The 25,277-nt window shown below is 38.3% G+C and carries 23 protein-coding genes, 4 pseudogenes and 1 CRISPR repeat array; of the genes and pseudogenes, 15 read left to right on the top strand and 12 right to left on the bottom strand.

Features of this window, described 5'->3' with window-relative positions:
* Positions 1–526 precede the first annotated feature (526 nt).
* Positions 527–871 (top strand): annotated as a pseudogene (locus tag AA650_RS16195) (Tn3 family transposase); the annotation flags it as partial.
* A 133-nt stretch (positions 872–1,004) separates the two neighbouring features.
* Here the strand turns inward: AA650_RS16195 and AA650_RS16200 are convergent.
* Positions 1,005–1,952, bottom strand: coding sequence for a helix-turn-helix transcriptional regulator (locus tag AA650_RS16200; protein WP_053539791.1), 948 nt, complete (start codon positions 1,950–1,952; stop codon positions 1,005–1,007).
* A 50-nt stretch (positions 1,953–2,002) separates the two neighbouring features.
* On the opposite strand from AA650_RS16200, the gene cas3 reads away from it, so the two are divergent.
* The 10 genes from cas3 (at position 2,003) to cas6 (AA650_RS16245) (ending at position 14,084) form a co-directional block, all read left to right on the top strand.
* Positions 2,003–4,123: a type I-D CRISPR-associated helicase Cas3' gene (gene cas3, locus AA650_RS16205; protein WP_053539792.1), complete on the top strand. Its 2,121-nt coding sequence runs from the start codon at positions 2,003–2,005 to the stop codon at positions 4,121–4,123.
* Positions 4,124–4,126: 3 nt separating this feature from the next.
* Positions 4,127–7,066 (top strand): type I-D CRISPR-associated protein Cas10d/Csc3, encoded by a 2,940-nt coding sequence (gene cas10d, locus AA650_RS16210; protein WP_053539793.1) that lies wholly within the window; start codon positions 4,127–4,129, stop codon positions 7,064–7,066.
* 12 nt (positions 7,067–7,078) lie between these two features.
* Complete coding sequence (gene cas7d / locus AA650_RS16215; protein ID WP_053539794.1) at positions 7,079–8,098, top strand: type I-D CRISPR-associated protein Cas7/Csc2; 1,020 nt, start codon at positions 7,079–7,081, stop codon at positions 8,096–8,098.
* Between the two features lie 87 nt (positions 8,099–8,185).
* Positions 8,186–8,908: a type I-D CRISPR-associated protein Cas5/Csc1 gene (gene cas5d / locus AA650_RS16220; RefSeq protein ID WP_053539795.1), complete on the top strand. Its 723-nt coding sequence runs from the start codon at positions 8,186–8,188 to the stop codon at positions 8,906–8,908.
* On the top strand, positions 8,880–9,680 hold the full coding sequence (cas6, locus tag AA650_RS16225) for a CRISPR-associated endoribonuclease Cas6 (RefSeq protein ID WP_053539796.1): 801 nt from the start codon (positions 8,880–8,882) through the stop codon (positions 9,678–9,680). Before cas5d ends, cas6 (AA650_RS16225) begins: the two co-directional genes overlap by 29 nt.
* A 16-nt stretch (positions 9,681–9,696) precedes the next feature.
* Positions 9,697–9,861 (top strand): alpha/beta hydrolase, encoded by a 165-nt coding sequence (locus AA650_RS28055; protein ID WP_199924268.1) that lies wholly within the window; start codon positions 9,697–9,699, stop codon positions 9,859–9,861.
* Positions 9,858–10,442, top strand: a complete 585-nt coding sequence (gene cas4 / locus AA650_RS16230; RefSeq protein ID WP_053539797.1) for a CRISPR-associated protein Cas4 — start codon at positions 9,858–9,860, stop codon at positions 10,440–10,442. The genes AA650_RS28055 and cas4 overlap by 4 nt, the downstream gene beginning before the upstream one ends.
* A gap of 3 nt (positions 10,443–10,445) precedes the next feature.
* Positions 10,446–11,423 carry a type I-D CRISPR-associated endonuclease Cas1d gene (gene cas1d / locus AA650_RS16235; protein ID WP_053539798.1) on the top strand — a complete coding sequence of 326 codons (978 nt, stop codon included), beginning with the start codon at positions 10,446–10,448 and terminating at the stop codon, positions 11,421–11,423.
* Complete coding sequence (gene cas2 / locus AA650_RS16240; protein WP_053539799.1) at positions 11,420–11,713, top strand: CRISPR-associated endonuclease Cas2; 294 nt, start codon at positions 11,420–11,422, stop codon at positions 11,711–11,713. The genes cas1d and cas2 overlap by 4 nt, the downstream gene beginning before the upstream one ends.
* Before the next feature lie 210 nt (positions 11,714–11,923).
* A CRISPR array of direct repeats spans positions 11,924–12,841; the repeat unit is 37 nt; unit sequence GTTTCCACATATCTAATCCCCGCAAGGGGACTGAAAC.
* 103 nt (positions 12,842–12,944) lie between these two features.
* The gene (gene cas6, locus AA650_RS16245) at positions 12,945–14,084 is read left to right on the top strand and encodes a CRISPR-associated endoribonuclease Cas6 (protein ID WP_053539800.1); all 1,140 of its coding nucleotides are present in this window, start codon (positions 12,945–12,947) and stop codon (positions 14,082–14,084) included.
* 3 nt (positions 14,085–14,087) lie between these two features.
* Here the strand turns inward: cas6 (AA650_RS16245) and AA650_RS16250 are convergent, their stop codons facing one another.
* Together AA650_RS16250 and AA650_RS16255 are read right to left on the bottom strand one after the other, a co-directional pair.
* A complete protein-coding gene (locus AA650_RS16250; protein WP_234413205.1) occupies positions 14,088–14,495 on the bottom strand; it encodes a DUF6636 domain-containing protein in 408 nt (135 codons plus the stop codon).
* A 148-nt stretch (positions 14,496–14,643) separates the two neighbouring features.
* Positions 14,644–14,832: a hypothetical protein gene (locus tag AA650_RS16255; RefSeq protein WP_053541309.1), complete on the bottom strand. Its 189-nt coding sequence runs from the start codon at positions 14,830–14,832 to the stop codon at positions 14,644–14,646.
* Positions 14,833–15,010: 178 nt separating this feature from the next.
* Here AA650_RS16255 and AA650_RS16260 point away from each other — a divergent pair.
* Positions 15,011–15,963, top strand: a pseudogene (locus AA650_RS16260) (DUF4351 domain-containing protein).
* 112 nt (positions 15,964–16,075) lie between these two features.
* Positions 16,076–16,462 carry a nuclease A inhibitor family protein gene (locus AA650_RS16265; protein WP_053541310.1) on the top strand — a complete coding sequence of 129 codons (387 nt, stop codon included), beginning with the start codon at positions 16,076–16,078 and terminating at the stop codon, positions 16,460–16,462.
* Here AA650_RS16265 and AA650_RS16270 read toward each other — a convergent pair.
* Positions 16,459–17,301 (bottom strand): DNA/RNA non-specific endonuclease, encoded by an 843-nt coding sequence (locus tag AA650_RS16270; RefSeq protein ID WP_053539802.1) that lies wholly within the window; start codon positions 17,299–17,301, stop codon positions 16,459–16,461. The genes AA650_RS16265 and AA650_RS16270 overlap by 4 nt on opposite strands.
* Before the next feature lie 500 nt (positions 17,302–17,801).
* On the opposite strand from AA650_RS16270, the gene AA650_RS16275 reads away from it, so the two are divergent.
* Positions 17,802–18,374, top strand: a complete 573-nt coding sequence (locus AA650_RS16275; protein WP_053539803.1) for a hypothetical protein — start codon at positions 17,802–17,804, stop codon at positions 18,372–18,374.
* Between the two features lie 9 nt (positions 18,375–18,383).
* Here AA650_RS16275 and AA650_RS16280 read toward each other — a convergent pair whose 3' ends face one another.
* The 3 genes from AA650_RS16280 to AA650_RS16290 all read right to left on the bottom strand — a co-directional run bounded on the left by AA650_RS16280 (position 18,384) and on the right by AA650_RS16290 (position 20,350).
* Positions 18,384–18,725 carry a hypothetical protein gene (locus tag AA650_RS16280; RefSeq protein ID WP_039204260.1) on the bottom strand — a complete coding sequence of 114 codons (342 nt, stop codon included), beginning with the start codon at positions 18,723–18,725 and terminating at the stop codon, positions 18,384–18,386.
* A gap of 39 nt (positions 18,726–18,764) precedes the next feature.
* On the bottom strand, positions 18,765–19,727 hold the full coding sequence (locus tag AA650_RS16285) for a tyrosine-type recombinase/integrase (RefSeq protein ID WP_053539804.1): 963 nt from the start codon (positions 19,725–19,727) through the stop codon (positions 18,765–18,767).
* A 416-nt stretch (positions 19,728–20,143) separates the two neighbouring features.
* Positions 20,144–20,350 (bottom strand): HNH endonuclease, encoded by a 207-nt coding sequence (locus AA650_RS16290; RefSeq protein WP_199924269.1) that lies wholly within the window; start codon positions 20,348–20,350, stop codon positions 20,144–20,146.
* Positions 20,351–20,609: 259 nt separating this feature from the next.
* Between AA650_RS16290 and AA650_RS16295 the strand changes: the two genes are divergently transcribed.
* Positions 20,610–21,563, top strand: a complete 954-nt coding sequence (locus AA650_RS16295; RefSeq protein ID WP_053539805.1) for a nucleotidyl transferase AbiEii/AbiGii toxin family protein — start codon at positions 20,610–20,612, stop codon at positions 21,561–21,563.
* Positions 21,564–21,649: 86 nt separating this feature from the next.
* Here the strand turns inward: AA650_RS16295 and AA650_RS16300 are convergent, their stop codons facing one another.
* From AA650_RS16300 to AA650_RS16320, 5 genes and pseudogenes are all read right to left on the bottom strand, one after another.
* Positions 21,650–22,150 (bottom strand): hypothetical protein, encoded by a 501-nt coding sequence (locus AA650_RS16300; protein ID WP_053539806.1) that lies wholly within the window; start codon positions 22,148–22,150, stop codon positions 21,650–21,652.
* Positions 22,151–22,183: 33 nt separating this feature from the next.
* On the bottom strand, positions 22,184–22,696 hold the full coding sequence (locus tag AA650_RS16305; RefSeq protein ID WP_234413206.1) for a ParB/RepB/Spo0J family partition protein: 513 nt from the start codon (positions 22,694–22,696) through the stop codon (positions 22,184–22,186).
* A gap of 5 nt (positions 22,697–22,701) precedes the next feature.
* A complete protein-coding gene (locus tag AA650_RS16310) occupies positions 22,702–23,901 on the bottom strand; it encodes an IS4 family transposase (protein ID WP_053537530.1) in 1,200 nt (399 codons plus the stop codon).
* Between the two features lie 94 nt (positions 23,902–23,995).
* Positions 23,996–24,415 (bottom strand): annotated as a pseudogene (locus AA650_RS16315) (ParB/RepB/Spo0J family partition protein); the annotation flags it as partial.
* Positions 24,415–25,184, bottom strand: a pseudogene (locus AA650_RS16320) (ParA family protein). The pseudogenes AA650_RS16315 and AA650_RS16320, both read right to left, overlap by 1 nt.
* Positions 25,185–25,277 lie beyond the last annotated feature (93 nt).

Here is a 25,277-nt window from a genome sequence, read left to right on the forward strand (position 1 = left end):
CTTTTTTAAAATAGACCTCTTGTAGAATTGATTATTACTTACTGCGTCGATAGTTATTCATATGAAAGAATTATTGACTTGGCGCTCCCATTCAATCCCCACCACGGGTTAGCAGACCAGTGCCTTCTTCGTACCACCATGCCTTTACGGCGCATATTTATTCTCAAATCGTCCCAATATTTGCATAACCTCTCAAATCTCAGAAATATAAATGGGTAATAGGGGTTCAGACGGGATATCTGCAAAATGGGACACATTGTAAAGTTTTGTGTGCTTAATTCTCAAAACTCTTAATTTACCGTTGTTTCAGCTTCCATCTGAACTTGATTGTTCAAAATGAAAACATCCCAAAAAAGGGTTATTTATGAGCAAGTTTGAGAAGCTGAACCGCGTAAAAAGTTGATTTTAGTGTGCAAAAGTTGAATGTTTCTTTACCATTTTCGGGCAAGTTAGTAAATCACTAAATTGGTTTCTGCAACATTTATTTACAACGTGTCCCATTTTACCCTTATCCCGGCTTGACCCCAACAAGGGTGAGGCGAAACATACTCTGAAAAGGGCGGTGTTTTTTAATCGTTTGGGTGAAGTCCGCGATCACTCTTATGAGGATCAATTTTATCGGGCTAGTGGGTTGAATTTGGTGGTGGCGGCGATTGTTGTGTGGAATACGGTGTACATAGAAAAGGCTGTTGAGCATTTGAAACAACAGGGTATGGATATTCCTGAAGAATATTTGCAACATTTATCACCTTTGGGTTGGGAGCATATCAATCTTACTGGTGATTATGTCTGGAATTTGAAGCAGGCAACCAGTTTTGACAAGTTGCGCCCTTTGCGAGTTAAGGAAAACAAGTATCGCTCAAATCCTTGATGGATAAGGCTTTCAGCCTTAGCGTACAATTTTCCCGGTTTGGCACGGTGATACCAGAAGCGATCGCTAAACTCCTTCACTGTCAAGACATCCTTCTCCGCGCCCCCACAGGGTCAGGGAAAACCTCTTGTTTTTATTCAACACAGTAATTATCATAGGCTTTTTTTAAAGCATCTTTAACCCCTTTCGCCACCCAATCAGGATTTAAAACCCTAGCACTAGCACCGTACTGTAGCATTCTTTGACGAAACCAAAATATACAGTCTTCCTGAGTTAAAATATCAACATATTCTGTAGTTTCTAGTGAGGAAATAACTGTTTCGTGGGGTCTGCGGGGTCTATAACTCGCTAAATCTCCTGTCAGACGGTAGGTAATATCTAGAGTAGGAAATTTACTATAAGTCCAGGGAGTCTGGGAAACTCCACCAACTCTAGTAATGCGGTCTACTCTCAAAGTGATGTTCTGTTCAGCATTGGGTCTGGTTTCAAGATGAGAACTACGAAAGTCGGGAACTAAAGCAAATAAATAGAGAACACCGTTATGTAATCTCAGTTCGGACTTATCTAAATCCCAGAATGTTTCTTTACCTTTTCTGCTGCGATACCAAACCACAAAGCGGCGTTTCTGCTGAAATCTTTGCTGTAACTGACGCACAACTTCATTGATTTTATCTTCACTGTAATCTGTAGGTGGATGAAAGTCTGTTCTTAGTCCAGGGGACTTAGGTTTTTGAAAGTTACCAATGCGGTGAATATGCCCAGCTTCCGCAGAAAAACCCAAACTCGCCAATAACTCAGAGGCCATTGCTAATGCTTGTCTTTGTTCTTCAGATAAGATAACGGGAAACACTGATGTCACTAACTCATAAGGACGGTTGGGTGCAGCCTTAATTTCAAAACCGCAGTCTCGGAGTTTACCAATGGCACGAGCAATTTTCTGTGATAAATCACCAGCTTCAAAACCGCGATCGCTCAACAAGATTTCCAACTCGGCTTTTTTACAGGGTTTTTCCGCCAGCAGCTTCAATAACTCCAACATAAAACCCAATTGATTAGAGTTATTATCATTTTTTGATGACATCTCTATTTGCGCGAGTAATAAACTAATACCAAGTTACATATTACCCTACCGTGAAAGTTTCTTTACTTCCCCAATACTCAAAATTGAATCCGGGGGTCGGTACTTGTCCTTTGCAATGTATCCAAACCTGCAAGGTTAAACAACAAGCACCCAACTTTGGAGAAGGTGATCATTGTCCTTTATCTTCCCATCAAGCAGAAACTTATGCTGCAATTACCAACAGTGACGCTGACATTATCTTTAATAAATCTGCTACAGGAGACGGTAAATCATTAGCTGCTTATTTAGCATCATTGCTCAATAATTGGTTGAGGGTAATTGGACTATACCCAACCATTGAGTTAGTAACAGACCAAGAAAGACAGATTTATGGTTATTTTGAGCAGTTTAATCCACAGGGAATTGATGGAGTGGATAGCCTCTATGGTGCAAAGTTAGCTCAATTGGTTGAACAGGGAGAAAAGAGTAACAAGTTTAAAGAATTACTATTTATCTTTAAACAAAAATATGTGATTCTTACCAACCCTGATATTTTTCATTTAGTTACGCATTTTCGTTATCATAACCCAGCTTATAATCGAGCAGAATTACCAATTATTTTAGCTAGGAATCTTGATTTATATATAGCTGATGAGTTTCATATTTTTGGCGTACATCAGGAAGCAGCTATTCTCAACAGTTTGTTATTAATTCGTCATAATCGTCCTAAAAGACGACCGATGAAATTTCTATTTACTTCTGCAACTCCCAAACCAGATTTTATTAAAAAGCTCAAACAATCTGGATTTAAAGTTAAAGAAATAGCTGGGGATTATGTTAGTCAACCTACTTCTGGTTATCGTCAAATATGTCAAGCAGTAAATTTAGAGTTTATTCCATTAGAACAAGATAGTGATTCTCTAACTTGGCTGACTCAACAAGCTCCAAATATTCGTAATATTCTACAAATAGAAGGTAGAGGACGGGGTTTAATTATTCTTAACTCTGTGGCTTTGGTAAGTAGAACAGTTAGAGAATTACAAAAATTAATACCTGATATTATCGTTTGTGAAGTCAGTGGACGTATTGATAGACAAGAAAGGTCTGTAACTCACACAGCCTTGAAAGATGCTGATAAACCTGTATTAGTTGTGGGAACTTCAGCAGTTGATGTAGGTGTTGATTTTAGAATTCATTTACTAATTTTTGAAGCCAGTGATTCAGCCACCATTATTCAAAGATTAGGTCGTCTTGGTCGTCATGCAGGATTTTCTGATTATCAAGCTTTTGTGCTTTTATCTAGTCGTACTCCTTGGATTAAATCTAGGTTAGAGAAAGAATTAACTAATTCAGAATATGACCGTCTTCAGTTCCGAGAAATCATTGAAGAAGTTTTTAATCCTACCAAAGATTTTGAACAATACCGCAATTATTGGGGGGCATTACAAGCACAGGGAATGTTATTCAGCATGAGTAATAAAAAACAAGGAGTAATGCAACCATTACAAGATAAAATAGCTGAAGATTTACGTCTTGTTTACGGTGAACAACTAGATAAAAAACGCGGACATTGGTATGCTCTTAGTAACGATAAAACCGGAGTTGGTAAAGCAGTACAAGAGGAACTATTACGATTTAGGGGTGGTTCTGATTTACAAGCCGCAGTGTGGGATCAAGGACGGTTTTACACCTATGATTTATTGAAGTTATTACCCTGGGCTGAAGTTGAAATAGTTGATAGAGATGATTTCTTAAAAGCTGCAAAACAGGCTAATCATCCCCACACAGAATTTCCTGATAAATATATTCAAGTTTACCTCAAAATCCAACGCTGGTCAGATACCAGATTTCCCGTTGGGTTGGAATGCGATCGCCTGAACGACGAACTCAAACAATGTACTCTTTCTTTCATTGATAAACTGAGTATTACCGGACACCCACAAACAGAAGTTAGTCGTTGTTTAAGAAATAGAAAGCTATTGGCATTTTTAGTACAGGTAAATCGCTCTCAAGCTAATAGTCATTGGGAAATTACTCGGAATCTTTATTTAAGTCATACCTTTGGATTATACCGACTCAAAGATGCAGACGGACAATTTCATGCTTGTGCTTTTAATCAAGATGCTTTGTTATTAGAAGCAATTAAATGGAAAATCAAACCTTGTGAAAGAAGTAAACCTTACATTTTTTAAACTATGCCTACTCTATTGCAAACATTACTGATTGAAACATTATCAGAAGATACAGATCCAATTTTACGGCTATTTATTGATACAATATTACCAGCAATGGAAAGGGAATTTGGACTCATTCCGGCTATGGGTGGTTCAGAAATCGTACATTATCAGAATTTAGTTAAACAGGGAGATAAATACGCTCAAGAGAATGCTAAACGCTGGGCAAATAAACCTGACCAAAGTTTATTAGTTCATGTTTTAAATGGACTATTAACAGCATGGAATTTAAGTGTTCATTTACCTCAAAATTTACAATTAAATCCTGTTGAAAAAAAGTTATTATGTTTGGGATTGACCTTACATGATTATAATAAATATGTACGGGGTCAGGGAGAAGAACAACCACCACCAAAAGCTCACGAAATTGATGACATTATTAACTTATGTCGAGACTTAGGGACTAAATTAAACTTTCAAGAGTTTTGGGAAGAATGGTCAAAATATTTATTAGAGATAGCGTTTTTAGCGCAAAATACACAATTCAGTGTTGACAGCAATCCTGTAATTTCTAATTGGGAAAATGATCAACGAGAATTTACTATAGATGACCGTCGTTTAAATGATGTTTTGCGCCATTTACTCGCTTTTGGCGATGTTGCGGTACACATATCAGACCCAGCAGAAATTGTTACCAGTACCAAAGGCGATCGCTTACGAGATCATTTATATTGGTTAAATATCCCCAAAAAGTTAGTTTATCATCGTCTGCGAGATTGTCGGGGATTAATTACCAACCAAATTCATAATGCAGTTGTTAATTTTGCGCGTCAATTAGGTTGGGAAGAAATTCTATGTTTTGCCCAAGGTGTCATTTATTTAGCACCATCTGATTCAGATATACCAGACTTAACGGAGATTCAAACAGCCGTTTGGGAAAACTTAATTTATGGAGATGAAGAAAATAATCAAAAAGGATTAGCCGCATATTTTCAAAGTGGTGATGTTGGTTTTGTTCGTGATGGTAAGGGTGTAAAAATTGCCCCACAAACTTTAGAATTATTCAGTTCTGGTGATTTGATTCGATTGCTTCCTGAAGTCGTGCAAGTTAAAGTTGCCAATGCTAAAGTTCCTGCCACACCCAAACGATTAGACAAATTAACCCTCAATGATACAGAACGAACTTTTTTATTAAAAGGTGCAGATATTCGGGCTGACCGATTAGCAGAGTTAATTATCCTGACACAACGAAAGTTTTTTGAAGGTTCTCAGGATTATATAACTTGGATTTTAACAACCCTAGAATTACAAAATCAGATCACCCTAGAACAAACACAGGTACAATTTGGAGGGGTAAACTATGGTTGGTATCAAGTTGCGGCTCATTATATTGCGGATCATGCAACTTTAGATGAACAACAAATAAGAGAGTATCTGCAAGAATTAAGTAATAAACTAGCAACTTGGGCAACTGAAAACGCATTACTCAAAGAAACAGCGAATCCCACCCATGAGGCTTTTATTAAATATTTAGGTCAATACCTAGAAATTTGCCCTAACCATCAGGCCAGTGAGTTTGAGAATGAATTAGCTGCCTATTCAAATGCTAAAGTCACCAATCAACCTATTTGTTCTTTGAGTAGTGGTGAATCACAAGCCGAAGAACAATTAGATACTGTAGTGTTGTTTAAACCTCAACAATATAGTAACAAAAATGCTTTGGGTGGAGGACGCATTAAACGAGGTATATCTAAAATTTGGGCATTGGAAATGCTCTTACGTCAAGCTATTTGGGCTGCACCACCAGGGAAACTAGAAGAACAACAACCAGTATTTCTTTATATATTCCCAGCTTATGTTTACTCTCCCCAAGTTGCTAGGGCTGTAAAAGCATTAGTCCAAGAATTTAAACGAGTTAATCTTTGGGAAGTCCGCAAACATTGGTTAGATGCTGGGATGCACCACGACGGACTGCAAAATTTACCTTGGCGAGAAGAATCAGAAGCAGGGAGATTTTCAAGGAATTATTCGACCAAAGATTTGCCGTTTATGGCTATGACTTACACTACCACCAGAGGAAAAACAGTTACCGATGCTTGGGTAGAGCCTATTTATTTGACCTTAGCTTTACCTCTACTATTAGGTGTAAAAGTTGTTGCTACTAGCAGTCCTGATCCACTTTATGCCAGTGATCAAGAGTTTTCTGAATCTGCAATTTTAGATGGTGCAGCAGGATTTTGGCAGTTGTTTGGTACACCTCAAAATCTCAGAATACAAGATTTATCACCTGCATTAAACCGACTGTTAATAGCCTACAGTTTGCATTTGGATAACCGTAGTAAAAAACCCGATGCTCGTTGGCAAGCATTGAATGGCACAGTCAGGGATTTAGTAACTGATGTTTTAAATATCTTTGCAATTGCTAATGAGGGATTTCGTAACACTAAAAAAGAACCAGGAACAGAAGATGTTAAACGAATTTGGAATTATGCCCAAACCTGGGTAAAAGGAGATCCAAATATGGAGGATAAAATGGATTTAATTAAACGTTTGGTGACAGAATATCGCCAATTTTATCAAGTGAATGTGAGTGAATCAAGTCATGCCATTCTGTTACCAATTTCTAAAGCATTAGAGATAATTCTAAAAGTTCCTGAAGATATTACTAAGGAAGATTTGATTTTAGAAGTAGCAGGACAATTATATGATGCTTTGGAAAGACAGAGGGTTTATAAACCTTATTTGGTAGATAAATCTACGGATTACAAAACTCGTAAAGAGCAGGAATTAACGGCAATTCATCAGTTTACAAGTACCTGTGTTAATGATTTATTTCTGGGACTTTATAAAGGCGATCGCGCACTGCTCCAAGAAAACCGCAACCGCATTAAATCCGGGGTTGAATTTGCCTATCGTTGGTTAGCTTTGCAATCAAAAAATACTGAAAAACCTGAATCATAAGGAATAAAAAACATGAACTTAACCACCCTAAAATCCGAATTTCATCCTGCTTTTCCCCGGTTAGCATCTGGCAAATATATCCACTTTATCATGTTACGCCATAGTCAATCTTTTTCCGTATTTCAAACCGATGGTGTTCTCAATACTGCGCGAACTCAAGCTGGTTTAGATCCTAAAAATCAACAATCCATGAGTCGTTTAGTTATGTTTAAACGTAAACAAGTTAGTCCTGAGCGATTAGTGGGGAGAGAACTTTTACGTTCATTAAATTTTATCAACTCAGAAGATAAGAAAGCTGAAAATTTTTGTAGATACGGTTCAGAACAATTTTGTGGTAAATGTCCAGATTGTATCATTTATGGTTTTGCTGTTGGTGATAGCGGTTCAGAACGTTCTAAACTTTATTCTGATTCAGCTTTTTCTTTAACTCCTTATGAAGATTCCCATAAGAGTTTGACTTTTAATGCTTTAAGTGAAACAGGAACAATGATGTTAGATTATGATGATCCTAAAAGAACCGACAATAACAAAGTAAGATCATCAATTAATGAATTAGATCATGTTCTCCCAGAAGTCACATTCCCTACTGTAGAAACCCTGCGTGATCCTACATTTGAAGGCTTTTTGTATGTGTTAGGAAATCTAATGCGAACCCGTCGTTATGGCGCACAGGAATCACGGACAGGAACAATGTCAAATCATATTATTGGTATTGTTTTATGTGATGGTGAAATCTTTAGTAATTTACATTTAACTCAGGCATTGTATGATGCGTTGAAACCAGATATCAATGCACCAATTGTAGATATTATTGCCAAAGCAGCAGAAGTGACAACTAATTTACTCAATCAAGAACCAGTACGGAAAACTCAAGTAATTATGGGTTCTCAATTAACTGATTTATTAGGTGAAACTTTAGCTATTTATCAAAATGAAACCGCTTTGCAAAATACCCTAACAACGCTATATCAACAAACCAAAACCTATGCTGAAACTTACGGTGCTGTAGCTAAAAAAGGCAAAGGTAAATAGAGTTAAAAAATCAAGCTTGTCGGTAATGTTGGGTTTCGCTTTGCTTAACCCAACCTACAATTTTTAAATTAACAACTTTTGAATAATATGATTTTCTACCAATGTGATTTAACTTTGCATGATAATGTTTTTTTTGCAAGTCGGGAAATGGGTATTCTCTACGAAACTGAGAAATATCTGCACAATTGGGCGTTGAGTTTTGCCTTTTTTGAAACTGCGTATATTCCTAGACCTTATCGCCTAAAAGGTATAAATGCCCAAAAACCCAGTTATTTAGATTCTAGTCAAGAACAAAATCTTTTACATCTAAATGAAGCTGGGATTTATGTTTTTCCGGCTTTACCGATTACTTGGTCATATCAAGTAAACACTTTTAAAGCCGCCCAAGTTTCCTATTATGGTAAATCTGCACAATTTGGTGGTGAAGGAGCAAAACGCAATTACCCTGTTAACTATGGAAGGGCTAAAGAATTGGCTGTAGGTAGTCACTATAAGACTTATATTATAGCTCATGAAACTATCAAAATTCCCAGGTGGATTAGATTAGGTAAATGGTCATCTAAAATAAGAATTGAAAAGAGGGAAATTACAGATATCAAAGAAAAATCAGGACAATATATTACCAAGCATCCTTTAAATCCTTTGGATTTGTCCTCATCAACCAAATTATTGCTTTACAACCGAATTGTTATGCCCCCAGCAAGTTTAGTTAGTCAAGCTCAACTAACTGGAGATTATTATGAATTACCCGATAAAACTTGTTTACCTGTGGGAGTAGCTTATGGCGCAAGTACAGTTGTATCTTCCTAAAATTATGACTTTACAAAGTTTAGTAATTCAATTAGGTGCTGCTAGTGAAAGCACTATTCCCACTACATTAGGTAGAGCGATTCATGCTCAAGTTATGCAATGGTTAAGTTTAGGAGATGCACAAATAGCAACGGCAGTTCATGATAGTCAAGAATCACCTTTGAGTTTATCAGGATTAATTGGTTATCGTCGCAAACAAGGTATACAACTAGGTGATGATTTTGTTGTTCGGATCTCTCTTTTAGATAGTAATTTAATTCAACCTTTGCTACAGGGTATAGAATCTTCCCACAATAAATCTATTTATTTAGGAAAATGCCCCTTTGTAATTCGTAGTATTTATTCACTACCAGGGACTCATCCTCTAGTAGATTCCTCTGATTACACCATATTGGCAAATACATCAGTCTCTAGTGATATCACTTTGCAATTTCTCTCTCCCACCAGTTTTAAACAGAATCAAAATATCCAACCATTCCCATTACCTGATTTAGTATTTAACAGTTTACTACGTCGTTGGAATAGATTTGCACCCGCAGAATTACAGTTTCCTCAAGTTGAATGGCAAGGTTTAGTTTCTGCTTTTGAACTGAAAACCCATGCTTTGAAGATGGAAGCAGGAGCAGAAATTGGTACTGTCGGCTGGATAAAATATCGGTTTCCAAACCCCGAAGAAGCCAGAATTGCCACTATTTTAGCTAACTTCGCTGTCTTTTCTGGAGTTGGACGTAAAACAGCTATGGGTATGGGACAGGTCAAAATTAAGAATTAAAAATGAACACTGTAGAATGCGTCAGAATCAAAGATTGTTGCTTAAATACTTAAACCCAAAATCTGACGCACCAATTACCAATCACCAATCACCAATTACCAATTACCAATCACCAATCACCAATCACCAATCACCAATCACCAATTACCAATTACCAATTACCAATTACCAAATAAAATGAATGAAGATTATTTACCATTAGCTTACTTGAATGCCTGGGAATATTGTCCTCGACGATTTTACCTAGAATATGTGTTAGGTGAAATGGCAGACAATGAACATATTATCTTAGGTCGTCATGTCCACCGCAATATTAACGAAGAAGGCACTTTTCAGGAAGGAGAAACCTTAATTCATCAACAACAATGGGTGTGGTCAGAACGCCTCAAAGTTTCCGGGATTATTGATGCTGTTGAGGAATACGATGGTCAACTTGTGCCTGTGGAATACAAAAAAGGCAAGATGGCACAACACCTAAATGACCATTTTCAAGTTTGTGCTGCGGCTTTATGTTTGGAAGAACGCACGGGTCGCACAATTACCTATGGTGAAATATTTTATCATGCCAATCGCAGAAGACAAACTGTGGCATTTACACCGCAATTAAGGCAAATGACAGAACAGGCGATCGCCCTCGCTCATGTTGCAAGTCAAAATAAAATGCCAGCACCTATTGATCATCCCAAAAAATGTCAATCATGTAGTCTGCAAGGAATTTGTTTACCCTTTGAAGTCAAACAATTACAACGTCAAGAATATTAAATTATGACTACTCTTTATATCATTCAACCCGATGCTGTTTTAAGCAAAGATTATGAAGCTTTTCAAGTCGCTTTGAAACAAGAAGACGGTTCTTGGAAAAAACAAAAGGTTGCGGCTCAAACTGTAGACGAAGTTATTTTGATGGGTAATCCCCAAGTCACCGGTGATGCTTTTGTCTATGCTTTAGAATTGGGAATGCCAGTGCATTATCTTTCTAGTTTTGGTAAATACTTGGGTTCGGCTTTACCTAAGTCTTCTCGTAATGGTCAACTCAGATTGGCACAGTATGCAGTTTATCATGATCCTGTGCGGCGTTTGGAATTAGTTAAGGCAATTGTCACAGCAAAGATTCATAATCAATATAATGTCTTGTACCGACATAATGAAAAGGATAATCCGCTTAAAGAACGGAAAGTTTTAGTTAAAACTCAACAAAATATAGATCAAGTTCGTGGTGTGGAAGGTTTAGCGGCTAAGGAATATTTTGCTTGTTGGCAACGCATGATAGGTAAACAATGGACTTTTAATGGTAGAAATCGCCGTCCACCTACTGACCCTGTAAATTCTTTACTCAGTTTTGCCTATGCTTTATTACAAGGTCAAGTCATGGCTGGTGTTCATGTAGCAGGATTAGATCCTTATATTGGCTATCTCCACGAAGTTCATCATGGTCAACCGGCAATGGTGTTGGATTTGATGGAGGAATTTCGGGCTTTGATTGCTGATAATTTGGTGTTGTCATTATTGCATAAACACGAAATCAAACCCAAAGATTTTAATGAAAGTTTGGGAGCTTATCGGTTAAAAGACAATGCAAGGAAAACTTTTCTGAAAGCTTTTGACCAAAAAATGAATGATGAATTTAAACATCCTGTGTTTGATTATCGTTGTACCTACAGACGAGCAATAGAATTACAAGCACGGTTACTAAGTCGTCATTTACAAGAGGGTGTTCCCTACAAACCTTTATCACTAAGATGACAACACTGTTTTATCTGATTATTTATGATTTACCTGACAATAAAGCTGCCAATAAACGCCGGACTCGTTTACATAAAATGCTCAGTGGTTATGGTAAGTGGACTCAATACAGTGTGTTTGAGTGTTTTTTGACTGCTGTACAATTTGCTCAGTTGCAAGCCAAGATAGAAAAACTGATCAAGTCTGATGAGGATTCTATTAGAATGTATGTGCTGGATGCTGGGAGTGTGAAAAGAACTATTACTTATGGTTCGGAAATTCCTAGACAAGAACAGGCTATCATTATATAATTGATACATCAGCTTAAATTTTTGGCAGACCTAGAGCGGGGTCAAAAACCCTGGAGATTCGCCAAACAGCCAGAACCTTGACAACTAAATACTTTCAGCGTTTCATTAGTTTCAGTTTGTGCTTGACCCAAAGCCTGAAATAAGGTTTTTTGAGAGGTCCGCCAAAATCGTCTCTGGATTCCGCCCCCAGTTTATGTTTCAGACGGCGGGGTTTCCACATATCTAATCCCCGCAAGGGGACTGAAACATTAATGTAGATAATCTTCTCAAGGAGTTAGATAAACGTTTCCACATATCTAATCCCCGCAAGGGGACTGAAACCAATGAAGTTAATCTTCACACTTTCCAGTGCCGAACCAAGTTTCCACATATCTAATCCCCGCAAGGGGACTGAAACTGGGCTGGGGTGAAGTGGGAGGATGATCCGAAAGCGGGTTTCCACATATCTAATCCCCGCAAGGGGACTGAAACAATACTTCTTTGGGTGAAACTTGGGATGATCAGCAGGTTTCCACATATCTAATCCCCGCAAGGGGACTGAAACAGCAATTTGGCTATGGGAACTGATGCCTATGATGGGTTTCCACATATCTAATCCCCGCAAGGGGACTGAAACTTTCAGGAAAATGTGATTGTTGCATCACCAGATATGAGTTTCCACATATCTAATCCCCGCAAGGGGACTGAAACATCTTTGGTGGAGCTAGTCACAATGTCGTAACCGAACGTTTCCACATATCTAATCCCCGCAAGGGGACTGAAACTTACCTCTAGTGAAGTAACTGCTTCTGCGCTTGCGTTTCCACATATCTAATCCCCGCAAGGGGACTGAAACACTACGGGTACATCAGCAGTAAGCGGCACTTTTGTAGTTTCCACATATCTAATCCCCGCAAGGGGACTGAAACAGTTAGCCATCTTAGCTCTGATTGCACTGGGTATTCTTGTTTCCACATATCTAATCCCCGCAAGGGGACTGAAACTACCCTGGATAATATCTATCCACGATCTCAGTTTGCGTTTCCACATAATTAATCCCCGTAAGGGGACTGAAACTTATCAGTTTTTCTACTGCGAGGATCACCAATTTGGTTTCCACATAATTAATCCCGGCAAGGGGACTGAAACAGCGATCGCTATTTACATCTCCAAGTTTCTTATTACTTAATCCCCACAAGGGGACTAAAAGGTTGTAAAATATTGAGTATCAAATCATGTAGCATTAAAAAAAATGTCAGAACTAGCTACATCTAGCAACCGTAAAAACCCATCAAAAAACACCCCTTTAATATGGGCAGATGATACCGAATTAGTTAGCTTAGTTTTTGACCTAGAAGTAACTGATTCCACCGCTCTATATTCGCAATATACCATTGGACTTCATGCTTGGTTTCTGGATCAAGTGCGGCAAATTAACCCAACGCTTTCAGCATATTTACATGATGGTGAGTCAGAAAAACCCTTTAGCATTTCTGCACTAGAAGGTCAATTACTTCCCACCGGAAAACAACTACAACTGCAATCAAATCAAATATATCGTTGGCAGATAAACGCTATTTCTCAACCAGTAGTTCAGTTCTTGAGTCAGTGGTTAATACAACCGCCAACTACTTTGAAATTAAGGGATGCTTGCTTACAAGTAAAACAGATAAGTATTGTTAATCCACCAACTACTTACAACAAACTACTACAATCATCTATCAACCATAAAAACATTAATCTGAGTTTTATTTCCCCTACCAGTTTTCGCCGTAAAGGGCATCATTTTCCCCTTCCTGTTCCCTTCAATCTTTTCCATAGTTACCTCAGACGCTGGAATGATTTTTCAGGAATGCCCATAGAACAAGATGGTTTTCTAGAATGGATAGATGAAAACGTCATCATTCACAAACATCGCTTAGAATCAGTCAAAGTTGCAGCAGGTAAACGGGGTTCTGTCACTGGTTTTACAGGGGCAATTTCTCTAGGATTAACTAAAACTGCTTTAAATAACATTGAATTTACCCAACTATTTTATGCTTTAGTGCAACTTGCTCCCTACTGTGGAACAGGCCACAAAACTACCTTTGGACTCGGACAAACCTGCTTGGACTGGGTAAACCCAGAATCAAATATATCTTCCACAGCGATAACAAATTTGCTACCAGAACGCATTGAGGAATTGACAACAATATTCACAGCACAACGTAAACGGATAGGAGGAGAACGCACCGAAAAAATTGCTACAACTTGGGCAACAATTTTAGCACGCCGGGAAATGGGGGAATCATTACAGATAATAGCTGAGGATTTAGAAATACCTTACACCACAGCGAAAACCTATGTTAAATTAGCCCGTCGGATGCTCAAAGATATGCAATCCAATGTTTAGCATTTATTTTGAGATACCCAACACTCGCCATTTTTGCCGACTCAGGAAGAACCCAATATTATTAGAGTTAGTGCAAGTCAGTCCGGTTTTTTGGGAAACACACTTAAACCCGCCATTATTCCAAGTTTTACCATAACCAAGGACAGATTTATTAGGGTCAGCAATGGTATCACTGATACAAAGAATTTCCGGTTTACTTGTTGCAGGTAATAAAAAACCACGTCCCCAGTCAAATTCACAATATCCAGGGTAAGGTTGAGGAGGTTTAGGCTTGAGTGAACTAGCAATTTCACAACGCAAACTGTTGGTATTGGTATCACTACCTTCAATTAGCTCACAGAACATATTACCACTGGGGGTCTTAAAACCTTTCGGTGCGGCAATACTTACCTGTGGTAATGATAAATTCATTATTGAAGTTGAAGTGACCAGAAAAACTATTTTCTTGATTTGCTTGTGCATAATTTTATTTAATTATTTACCTATATCTTACTGAATAAAGTTTATCAGCATTAAAAAATCAATTAATGCCTTATCCTCTAAGAATAAACTCCAAAAATCAACTACCCTGAAAAATCCATTCTCTGCCCGCTTTCTCAGCGGCTTCTGGGGTGTAATAAAGTTTGCGTTCCCCAAATACCTCACCACCAGCACTAATTAACCGGAACTGCCAACAATGGGCTTCTGTATAGAATACCAACAAGGTAACATTATTAATAATGGTAACTGAATCAATTTTCGTAAACATTGCCGTTTTAATATCTAAATTAATCAAAACTTCTCGGTATTTAAAAATAGGTTTTTACTTTAGTTAAATATAGAGTATTGATAAAAAGTAACTATTTTAGGCTAGAATATTAGGTAAATATCAACAAATTAAAGTAAAGAAACCGAAGTTGTAATAACAATTTCTATTATAGCATTTTATGAACAAAAATGAAATCACGGCGAATTACGATGAATCTTGGAAAGAGGCATTAAACGAATATTTTGATAGTTTTTATCTTTCTTCTTTCCTGTAGCTTACAAAGCAATTGATTGGACAAAACCACCGGAATCACTAGACAAAGAACTACAGCAAATTACAGCTTCATCATCAACTGAAAAACGGATTGCAGATAAACTGTACAAAGTTTGGTTATTGGATAAAACACAAGTATGGATTTTAATTCATATTGAGATTCAGAGTCAATATGATGTTGACTTTGAAGAACGGATGTACACTTATAATTACCGTGCCTTTGACCTTTATCACCAATTTGTTGTGAGTTTGGCAATTTTAGGAGACACAAGTTCCACTTGGCGACCTAACAGTTATCATCAAGCCATGTTAGATTGTGAATTAAGTTTGAAGTTTCCCATTGCTAAACTGCTAGACTATGAATCACGGTGGAATGAACTAGAATCAAGTGATAATCCCTTTGCTATCATAGTAATGGCACACTTGAAAACCAAAGCCACCACGGGGAATTTAGCAGAACGGGAACAATGGAAATGGACATTAATTAGGGGACTTTACGAGCGAGGCTTAACAAAAGAAAAAATTGTTAAACTCTTTAAAATCATTGATAAAATGATGTCATTACCCAAAGAATTGCAACGAGGATTAGTGGCTAAAATTAAACATTTAGAGGAGGAAAATCAAATGCCTTTCATTAGTCCAACAGAAGAATTAGCAATGGAACGCGGTGAATTAAAAGGAGAACAACAACTAATTCTCCGCCAACTAAATCGGCGAATTGGTGAAATTGAATCATCATTCATTGAGACAATTCGGACATTGACAATTGAGCAGTTAGAATTACTTGGTGAAGCGCTCTTGGATTTCTCCTCTATCACTGATTTAGAACAGTGGTTAGAAAATAAACCAGAGTCCTAGAAGTAACAACCCCACTTTTCATTAATTGTGGGGAACACTAAAAACTGAGAAACTGGGATTAGAGAAAATTAAATTATTAGGGATAGTTACACTACACTTCGTGAACGCTAAAATGACCAACATCACAAACATATTAAAACAAGCCACCGACGGGTTACTGATGACCAGTGAATCAGAGTACCCATTTGAGGTTTTCGCATGGGAATCCGCAGTATTGAATGAAGCTACAGTATTAAAAAAAACGGGTCATTCTCAGGAGACACCCGTTAAACTTGTGGAAATTGATGATTTCTTTAGAAACTCTGTAACCGCAGAAGATTGGCACGAAGACGAGGAAAAAGCCACTGTGAAAAAGTTTCAGAATCTTGTGAATCTCTTAAAAACTAATTTAATAGATTTACAAGTTTACAAAATAGGTAATAGAGAAATTGATGTTTACATTACCGGTAATACCCCTGATGGTATAGCAGGGGTTTCCACAAAAGTTATCGAAACCTAAAGATCATCAACTTTGCTTTCAATCACCCGTTGAATATTGGGAGAAACATTAGAGAGAAAATCATACCCTGTTAGTTTTTCTAGGGTATCCACACTGGTTCTAAAGACCTTCCAATTATTATCAAGTTGTTCATCATTGGGGATATTGACAGCAATAACACGGGTATTAGCAGTAATACCCTTGAGTCCAGCATCAGGATCTAGGACTACAACAATTTTCCAAGTGGATTGGGGAATTGTGACTAGGTTTTTCAATTTACCTTTACTGCCAACCGGACCAGCAATAATATAAAGTTCCTTACCTTGTGATACTAATTCCCTAGAATAATCCTCCAGATTCCCCCAAGTATTCCTATTATTATCGGGTGTTTGGGGCATCATATTACTCATTAAGAAGGTTGCTGTATTATCTTCAATGCTACGGGTTCTATCAGCCGATGGGGTAATGTGACCTCTATCATACCCTGAACCATTATAAGCAGTGGGTTTGATGCGTTCCCAACCTTCAGGTAATGTGTTATCTGGTCTAAAGTTATCTTGACGTGGGGCATCCCCAAACCATGATTTATTTAACTGCCAACTTACCCAATTAGGAGTACCATTACTGCGATTGTAAGACAGTACATACTGGGGTTTTATCATCAAGTCATTATCAGGGTTATTGATGTTGGTTGTGGCTTGACTGGGATTACCCAACAGTAAATGAACCGATGGTATATTTCTAGCAAGTAATTCTGGTTCTAATTCTAAAGTTTGTGCTTGTGCCGGTGAACAAATCAGTAGCCCAATTGCAAAACTAATTAAAAATCGGACTTTTAGGACTTTTATAAACTTGATCATAAATTACTCGGTTATTATTGAAACACTTAAACAAACTGTAAAGCAATTAGGTCAACAATGGCAATCTGCTTGTGCAATCTTTTGGTATCTGCTGGTGTCGGTTCGCAGACTAATTGAAAAAATTTCAACGGAATAATCAGGGTTCTAACTTACCTTGTCGCAGACAAAGTGAAAATCTGTCGCGGAGTAGATGAAAAATTCCTACCAAAATCGCGGACTAATTGAAATTTTCCGCCAAATGAGGATAAAAGTTCGCAACTCATTACAGTATAGGTTTTGGAGCAATAATTCTGTAAGTAGCGATGCCTACGGCGGCTCCTTTGGAGCATCGCCGTGTAGAACGAGAGGATAAGGGTAACATAAGGTCATTCTCAATTAGTCTGCGACAAATTTTTACATAGTCCGCGACAATTTTCACTTTGTCTGCGAACCGACACCGGGGAGTCGGAAATTCTTAGAGGAAAATTTGGTTTACAATTGATATCAAAACTGATATCGCCATGAATAACAAGACCCTACCCAGTGAAATGATTCGCGTGCCGACTGTACTAATTCCGGTAGTACGGCAACTAGCAAAAATCCACCGCGACGGTCACACAACGGCGTTATTGCAAGGATTACAGGAACTGATAGCGCAGTTCGATAGCAGTGTAAAACTGGAAGCAACCAGCGAATTACAGCAGGTGGAGGAGAAGCTGGGGGAACTGGAAACGCACCTTTGTCAGCAAGATCAACAGGTGGCCACTAAATTAGAAGTCCTTGGTAAACAGTTGGAGAAAATTGAAAAAGCGATAGCTTCGCTCGCCGGAGGCATCGCTTCTGGTAGATATAGCGGTGGTAACTCCAGACAAAGATATTCAGGATATCAGTATCAACAGCAACCAGTAGAAATAACTTCTTTTGCTAATGAAAATTTAGCGCAACGATTGGGGGTGACTCCACAAAGTTTGATTACGGAACGGGAAAGCAAGAGTGAGCAAGAATTTATCAGTTGGTCCAGGAATCGTGACCCTAGCAGTTTAGGCTGGAAATTTCAGGTTAGTGATGGGTTGTATTATCCAGTCAAACAGTAAGGGATAATATTAATTTTTCTCTGGTAGAAATAATAATGACTCAACTAATTCATCAGTGAGTTTACCGTCACTGGAACGTTTAAGTTGTTTAATATCTACGCGCACCTGTGAACCAGCTTCTACCTTTTCCAGTAGAAAGTCAGAATATTTTTCAATTGACTGTTTAGCTTGCTCCTTTTTCTTCCAGACTTGAGCCTCATGAAGCATACTTGTTACGCCAATAAATTCCTCTCCAGTTTTTTCATGAAAGTCATTATAATTGAATCTCACAGCATAAGCTTTGACTTCTGGTATTAACTGTAAGATGTATCCTAATTGCTTTTCTGGCTTTACACCAAACCCTTTAGCCATTTTTTTTACTTCTAAAAACTAACTACTAATAAAATATTATCACTTCCGTTTGGGAACATTAATTGCCTGTACAGCCCGTTGTTGAACTTCCTCACCTCGGCGGTCATATCTTGATGTTAACTCCGGTGAAGCATGACCGGCTAATTTCTGGACGGTAACAATATCAGTGGAATCTAACAACTCAGAAATAAAAGTCCTGCGAAAATCATGGGCAGAAAAGTTTGTTACCCCAGCTTCTGCACCCCGTTTTTCTAAAATGAATAATACCGCTTGAGGTGTCAGTTGTCGTAAAGTCACTGCCCCGGCTTTATTAATGTGACAGATTAAAGCCCCCGCTTCTCTTCCTCTGATTTCTAACCAGTCTTCGATAATTGGCAACACCCCATCTGGTAAATAAACAGTGCGGTCTTTACCACCCTTACCACTGCGAACTTTAACACTGCCAGAATGGAAGTCACTCAACATTAATTTTACCGATTCCCCCCGCCGCAATCCTGCACCCCGCAAAATTGCTATCAGTGCCGCATCCCTATAACCAATGGGAGTGGGGTCATCAAAACAAGTTTGCATCAGGGCATTAATTTCAGTTTCAGATAAAAAACGCCCCTTCAATTCCTTAGACAGCTTGATATTAGCGATATCTACCGCCCTAGCGAAATCTCTAGCATCCATTAATTCAAGTCGTAATGCTTCTTTCAAGACTCTCCTTAATGCACTCAGCATTTTATTAGCTGTGGCTGGTGCATATCTTTCCATCAGTATACACCGTAATAAGGCTGTATGTTTATAACGCAGTTCAGCCCAATTTAATGTCAGCGCATCACATTCATTGCTGGTAAGGATTTTGGCGATCGCATTCAAAGATTGCTCCATGGCCGGACGAGAACCGGCGGACAAATTGGAGAGATAGACAGCAGCAGGGTGTTCAGTTAGGGGAGTGGGTGCAGTCAAAGCTAGGGAATTGACAACAGTTATTTCACCAATTTCCGGGGATTCATTCATTTACTTATCCGAAGATTCCTTCTAGCTAGTTATATTCTGATAAGTAATAGTGTAGTTTACCCTTTTCCCTCAAGAAAATTTATTTGGTGTTGATGGGGTAATTTCTGTGGGGGGCTGCGGTGAGGCGATAGCGAAGCGCTGCTGCAAGCAGTTCGCTCTTTATCAAGATTTCCCCCAAGAAAATTCTGCACGGTGTTCTCAATTCCGGTTTTCCACAGCCTGATTTTTTCCCAAGAAAATTTAGCAGTGGTTTTCCCATAAATTCACCGGGTCTAGCGTTGCTGTCACCAGGGGCAAGATAGCCTGAAAGTATTACGAATAAAGGTTTTCAGTTGCTACCCTGCCAAAACGGGAGAATAGTACGCTAAGGCTGAAACCTAGACACAGCAAGAGTTTCCAGACCATCTTGCAGGTTTTTACAGGTATCTCGGTTTGCTACCTAAAGCTACTAGATTTTCGGGTCTATTGTCTGATGGATCACGATTCCAGTGGTGTACTTGTAGATATGTACGGGATTCCTTTGGTTGATCTGGAGGTAAAAGGCGATTACATTTCTGACAACACCAATTAGTTTTTTCCTTGATGGTTTTGGCTAGTTCTTTCCAGTATTTTGGGTATCCCATGATAACTGTTGAATCTTAATATCAGCACTTTACTATTATTAAATAATAACATTTTTGTTGATAAATGTACCAATAAATTACTATCCTTTCCTATTATTAGGATTTTATTAATGTTTCTGATAAATAGATATATGGGATATAATTACAATATTGCTTTAATTGACAATTATAATAATTATTTATCAATGCGAAACCTGACTCCTGCTTCAATTTTCTTCCTATTCCCTGATTCAAAATACTAAACTCCAGTATAACCCCAATGTTAATTAGACTTCAAATTAAAACTCCAGAGAAATTACCGTTTTTAGAAAAATTATGTTGGCAAAGAGAAAATATAGAAAATCTTACTCCTTTAGAAATGCTGAGAATATATGAACGCGGGTGGCATTACCGGGGAGTTTTAGGCAACTTGAGCCATACGGAAGCCTTATTTGTGCAACAGTTAGCTCAATATTATCATTCATGGTTAGGAGCAAAAATGTTTGAGAGGGAATTTCATCAAAAAATTTTAATTGTTCTTAATCAATTAAAGGCTAATTTTTTATTAGAGTGTGGTGCGTATTTTGGCGGTGGGACTCTGGTTAGTTTAAATCATGGGGAATATAGATTAAGCAAGGATATAGATTTTCTCTGTTCCACTGGTACTGGCTACCGATTACTGCGACAAAAAATAGCTGAAAATCAATATAATGCTCTTTTTAACACTCAAAATAATCTCAAGCTACCCGGAGAAATTAAAGCTGACCAGTACGGAGTAAGATTTGCCATTGTAGTTGATGAAACTCTGATTAAATTTGAGATAATTATGGAAGGACGGATTGAATTGGGAGAAGCAGATTATCCCAGTTGGTCGCCTGTCCCATGCTTAAATCAAATTGACAGTTTTGCGGAAAAACTTTTAGCTAATTCTGACAGATGGAATGATTCCTCTGTAGAATCGAGAGATTTAATTGATTTGGCGATGCAAAGGCTCAATTCTCCCATTCCTCAAGCAGCTATTGAGAAGGCAGAATTAGCTTATCCTGTAATTGAACCTTTAAAAAAAGCGATCGCCTTTTTCCAGAATCACCCCAATTATCGAGACAAATGTTTTACGGCTTTGAGAATTGCCGAACCTAGTAAAATTATTGATGGTATTGATTTAATGGCGGCTGATTTTAATTTAAACAAGACACCTAGAACATTTAGCGAATCTCAACAAGACTGGGAATGACAATTAATCGCTTTTCTTCGCGGCAAACACAAACAAATCTACTCTTTTCTAAGAAAATTGTGTGACATAGGTGCTACAGTCATAATTCATTGAGGATTTTCCCACAAAGTTGAAGCCACAGAGATATCATATCTTTGTCCTGTTTCTGTAATTTGAAAGTCCAGAATAAAATATTTATTATCAGAGAAATGCTGATGTTTCCTAGCAATTAGTTCATCAATCATTTGTGTAATCGCCTGTTGAGTTTCTGTATCCTGATTTGATAACTGTTGTTCCAAGAAAGTATCAAGTGTTGTTTTTTGTTGAGATTCAGGCATCACCGCCGCATTCCAGGCTATCACAGCCAAACTAAATAATGATTTACGTCGTTTTGATGTGTGTACATTATCTAAGTACGGAGCAACGAACTGTTGGAGAATTTCTGACATTTTTGGAGCGCCCTTGGGTTCTATCGGTATATTTGCAGCCAATTCCCCAAATCCCCCCTCTACCATCTTCTTTCTAAGTGCTTCCAGGTTTTTCTGCTTATCTTGGGAACTCTGTTTTTGTTTCATCAAATCTTTAAAATCCTTGGACTTTCTCGCCATAGTGCCTCTCCTGTTTTGATTATTTCTGGGGTTCTATTCTAACAATTGTTCTAAATCACTCAACAATTTCTCTAGCTTTTTGGTTTTTTTAGCATCTTCCCACACCTGAGCATTCTTCAACCGTTTACCAATCTCGGAATATTTAGCATTCAATGTTTCTTTGGCTGTGATTTTCCCTGGGGTTAATTCCTTTACTAACTGCTTAATCTCACTTAAAGATAGATTTTCATTGATAACTTTATCCAGTAGTTCCCCACGTTCACCGTCATCTTTGAGTTTAGCGATCGCCCTGGCTTTGGTGTATTCTAGTTGACCCTGCCGCAAGATTTCCAAGACATCATCGGGTAAATTCAATAATGGTAAACGACTGGTCCGAAAACTTTCAGCAGTGAATCTCCCCACACCTGACAACACAGATTCCATAATTTCCAGTTGACGGGAAACGTTTTCCGTCAGTTCTAATCCTCGTTTTTTGGCGTTGGCAACTTGATTGAGAATTGATATCACCTCACCAGAATTTACATCAAGTTCCTTAACGGGTGACAAGGCGGCTAAAGAGCTTGTTTCATAAGGGATAGAGCCTGAAAGCCCCGTTGAAAAAAGAGGCGTTTATGAGGCTTGAGATTGATTAAATTCAGAGCTAAATCAGCCCATAATTCCATACCATAAATCCATAGTTGTCCGTAGAGAGCAAAGCTAAAATCACTTTGACGTGGGTACTTGTCCTGATGTTGTTGAATACGTCCGGCATAAGTCTCTATACCTAATTTTTTCATCCGTTGACCGTGCATAGTGGCTAAACTATAAGCAATGACAATCAATAATACTAAAGCTAAAAAGCGAGTTTCATTTACTTTAGTATCCTCTAAATTATAACCACCAGTTTTACAATCCTTAAAGAATTGCTCAATTCCCCATCGACATCTATAGAGGCATAAAGTTTGTTGGAGAGTTGGTAGATTCGTCAAGATATACCAAGGTTCTTTTGGTCCAGAGTTCCGATATTTTCTCTTCCAATAAACAGCGATATTAAATAAGCCTAATTCATCCCCTTTACCACATTTAACTTTTTCATAAAATCTCGACATTCCTGGCTTAAATCCTTGATTTTTAAGAACTTGATATTCTTGTTCAGGTTTTTCTTGAAAATAAAGGTTTTTCTTCTGGCGTAAAGCGAAGTAAACTCCTTGCTCATCAAGCCATTTAGCCAGTTTTGGACTATGAAATTCTCTGTCTGCTAACACCACAATTCGACATTTTTTTAACAACTTTATTGCTGTCTTTATTAATCTTTTCTGTGTTTGTAAATTACTATTTCCGACATGATTTAATGTTTCCCAATATAGTGGTAGGGCATGAGTACCCCATACCAATGTCACCATAAATATATTTCGCCCCTTCCACTGTGTTCTATCCAGTGCTACCATCCAATAACCATATTTTTGATACTGTTTTTTATGAAAATAACGGCGCTGTTCTCGATTCAGTTGTTTTGGTGTTAACGATTGTCTAATCCAATATTTTATCAATGGAAACCATAATAATTTTACGCAGAGTTTACCTATTCCTAAAAATCTTTGTAGATTACGTTTCCTGCTTTCATATTTAATTGGTTGGGGAAACAAGCTGGCCAATTTTGACAGTTTTACTTGGCGATGAGCCTGTATTAATAACAACAATATCTCTAGTGTCAAATACTGCTGTTCACTCAAATGCTTTCGGAAAATTGTTTGATATGATTGTGGTAACATTTTTTGCTTCGGGGGCTTCTTTGTCCCTATTTTTTTACTCCCTTATTTTCTCAAATTATTGCCACATCTCATCTTCAACCGCCTTGTCACCCGTTAAGTCAATACTTAATAATTCTAGAATCCCCTCGGTTTCTTCAACTGGGTTTAAATCTTCCCGTTGCAGGTTTTCCAGTAAAGCGATTTGCAGGGTTTGGAGGTCAGATAATTCCTTGGTGATAATTGGTACTTCCGTCAACCCCGCTTCTTTGGCCGCCCGGAGTCGGCGTTCACCAGCGACTAACTCAAATTCACCATTAACAGCACGCACCAACAAAGGTTGTAAAATCCCGTGTTCTTTAACTGACTGCACCAGTTGATTGAGTTTCTCAGGGTCAAAATACCGTCGGGGTTGTTGAGCAGGTAAACGAATTTTATCAATATTAACGGTGGCAGTTGGTGATTCTGATTCCACATCCATACTCAACAAATCTTCCACACCCCGCATCTTCGGGAGTTCTAAGGGTTTCTTGACCATTACAGTTTCTCCATCCCCTGGGCGATTTTCTTCAGAACTGCGATTCCTACGGAGCGCTTCGCTATCGCTGGATGTTTGGGGTCATACACAGCCAAGGGTTGACTATTCATCACCGCATCGGCAAAGGCTGTGGCACGGGGTATTTTCGGATAAACTTTGGCTAGTGGTGATAACTGCTGTTCCAAAGCCTCCAAAATTACTTTGTCTTGGTTGGCGTTTACGTACAAGGTTGGCACAAATCCGGCGATCGCTAATTTCGGATTGATATGTTTCTTCACCTGTTTGATGCTATCCAATAATAACTCCGTTCCCTTGAATGCTTTGTAATGAGTCTGAACTGGGACTAAAACATGAGTAGCAGCACAGAGTCCGAGAATACTGAGGATACCTAAAGAGGGAGGACAGTCAATCAAAATGAAATCGTAGTTATTAGCAACTGGTTCTAAAGCTTGTTTGAGTCGTAGTTCCCTGGCCATAACCGCAGAGAGTTGTAATTCTACAGCACTGAGGGTAATATTAGCCGGGGCTAAATCCATACCGTGTAAATTGTGGTGAATTGGTAATTTAGTCTCTGGTGTGAGCAGTGAGTCAGCAACGATTTCTTCAAGTTCATGGGGTTCAAGTCCCATAAAAGTTGTCAGGGATGCCTGGGGGTCAGTATCCACCAGTAAAACTTTATGTTTGAGGGAGAGATGATAACCCAAATTCATCGTCAGACTGGTTTTCATCACCCACCGGCTTGATTGAAAATGGCTATAATTTTAGTCACAGTAGTTGCAGTGCTTGGTTTACAGGTAATCGTCAGGAGTCAGGAGTCAGGAGTTAGGAGTCAGGGGTCAGAGTAAAACCTTTTTGTGGACGG

It is taken from the genome of Anabaena sp. WA102 (assembly GCF_001277295.1).
In the GTDB taxonomy this organism is placed as follows: domain Bacteria; phylum Cyanobacteriota; class Cyanobacteriia; order Cyanobacteriales; family Nostocaceae; genus Dolichospermum; species Dolichospermum heterosporum.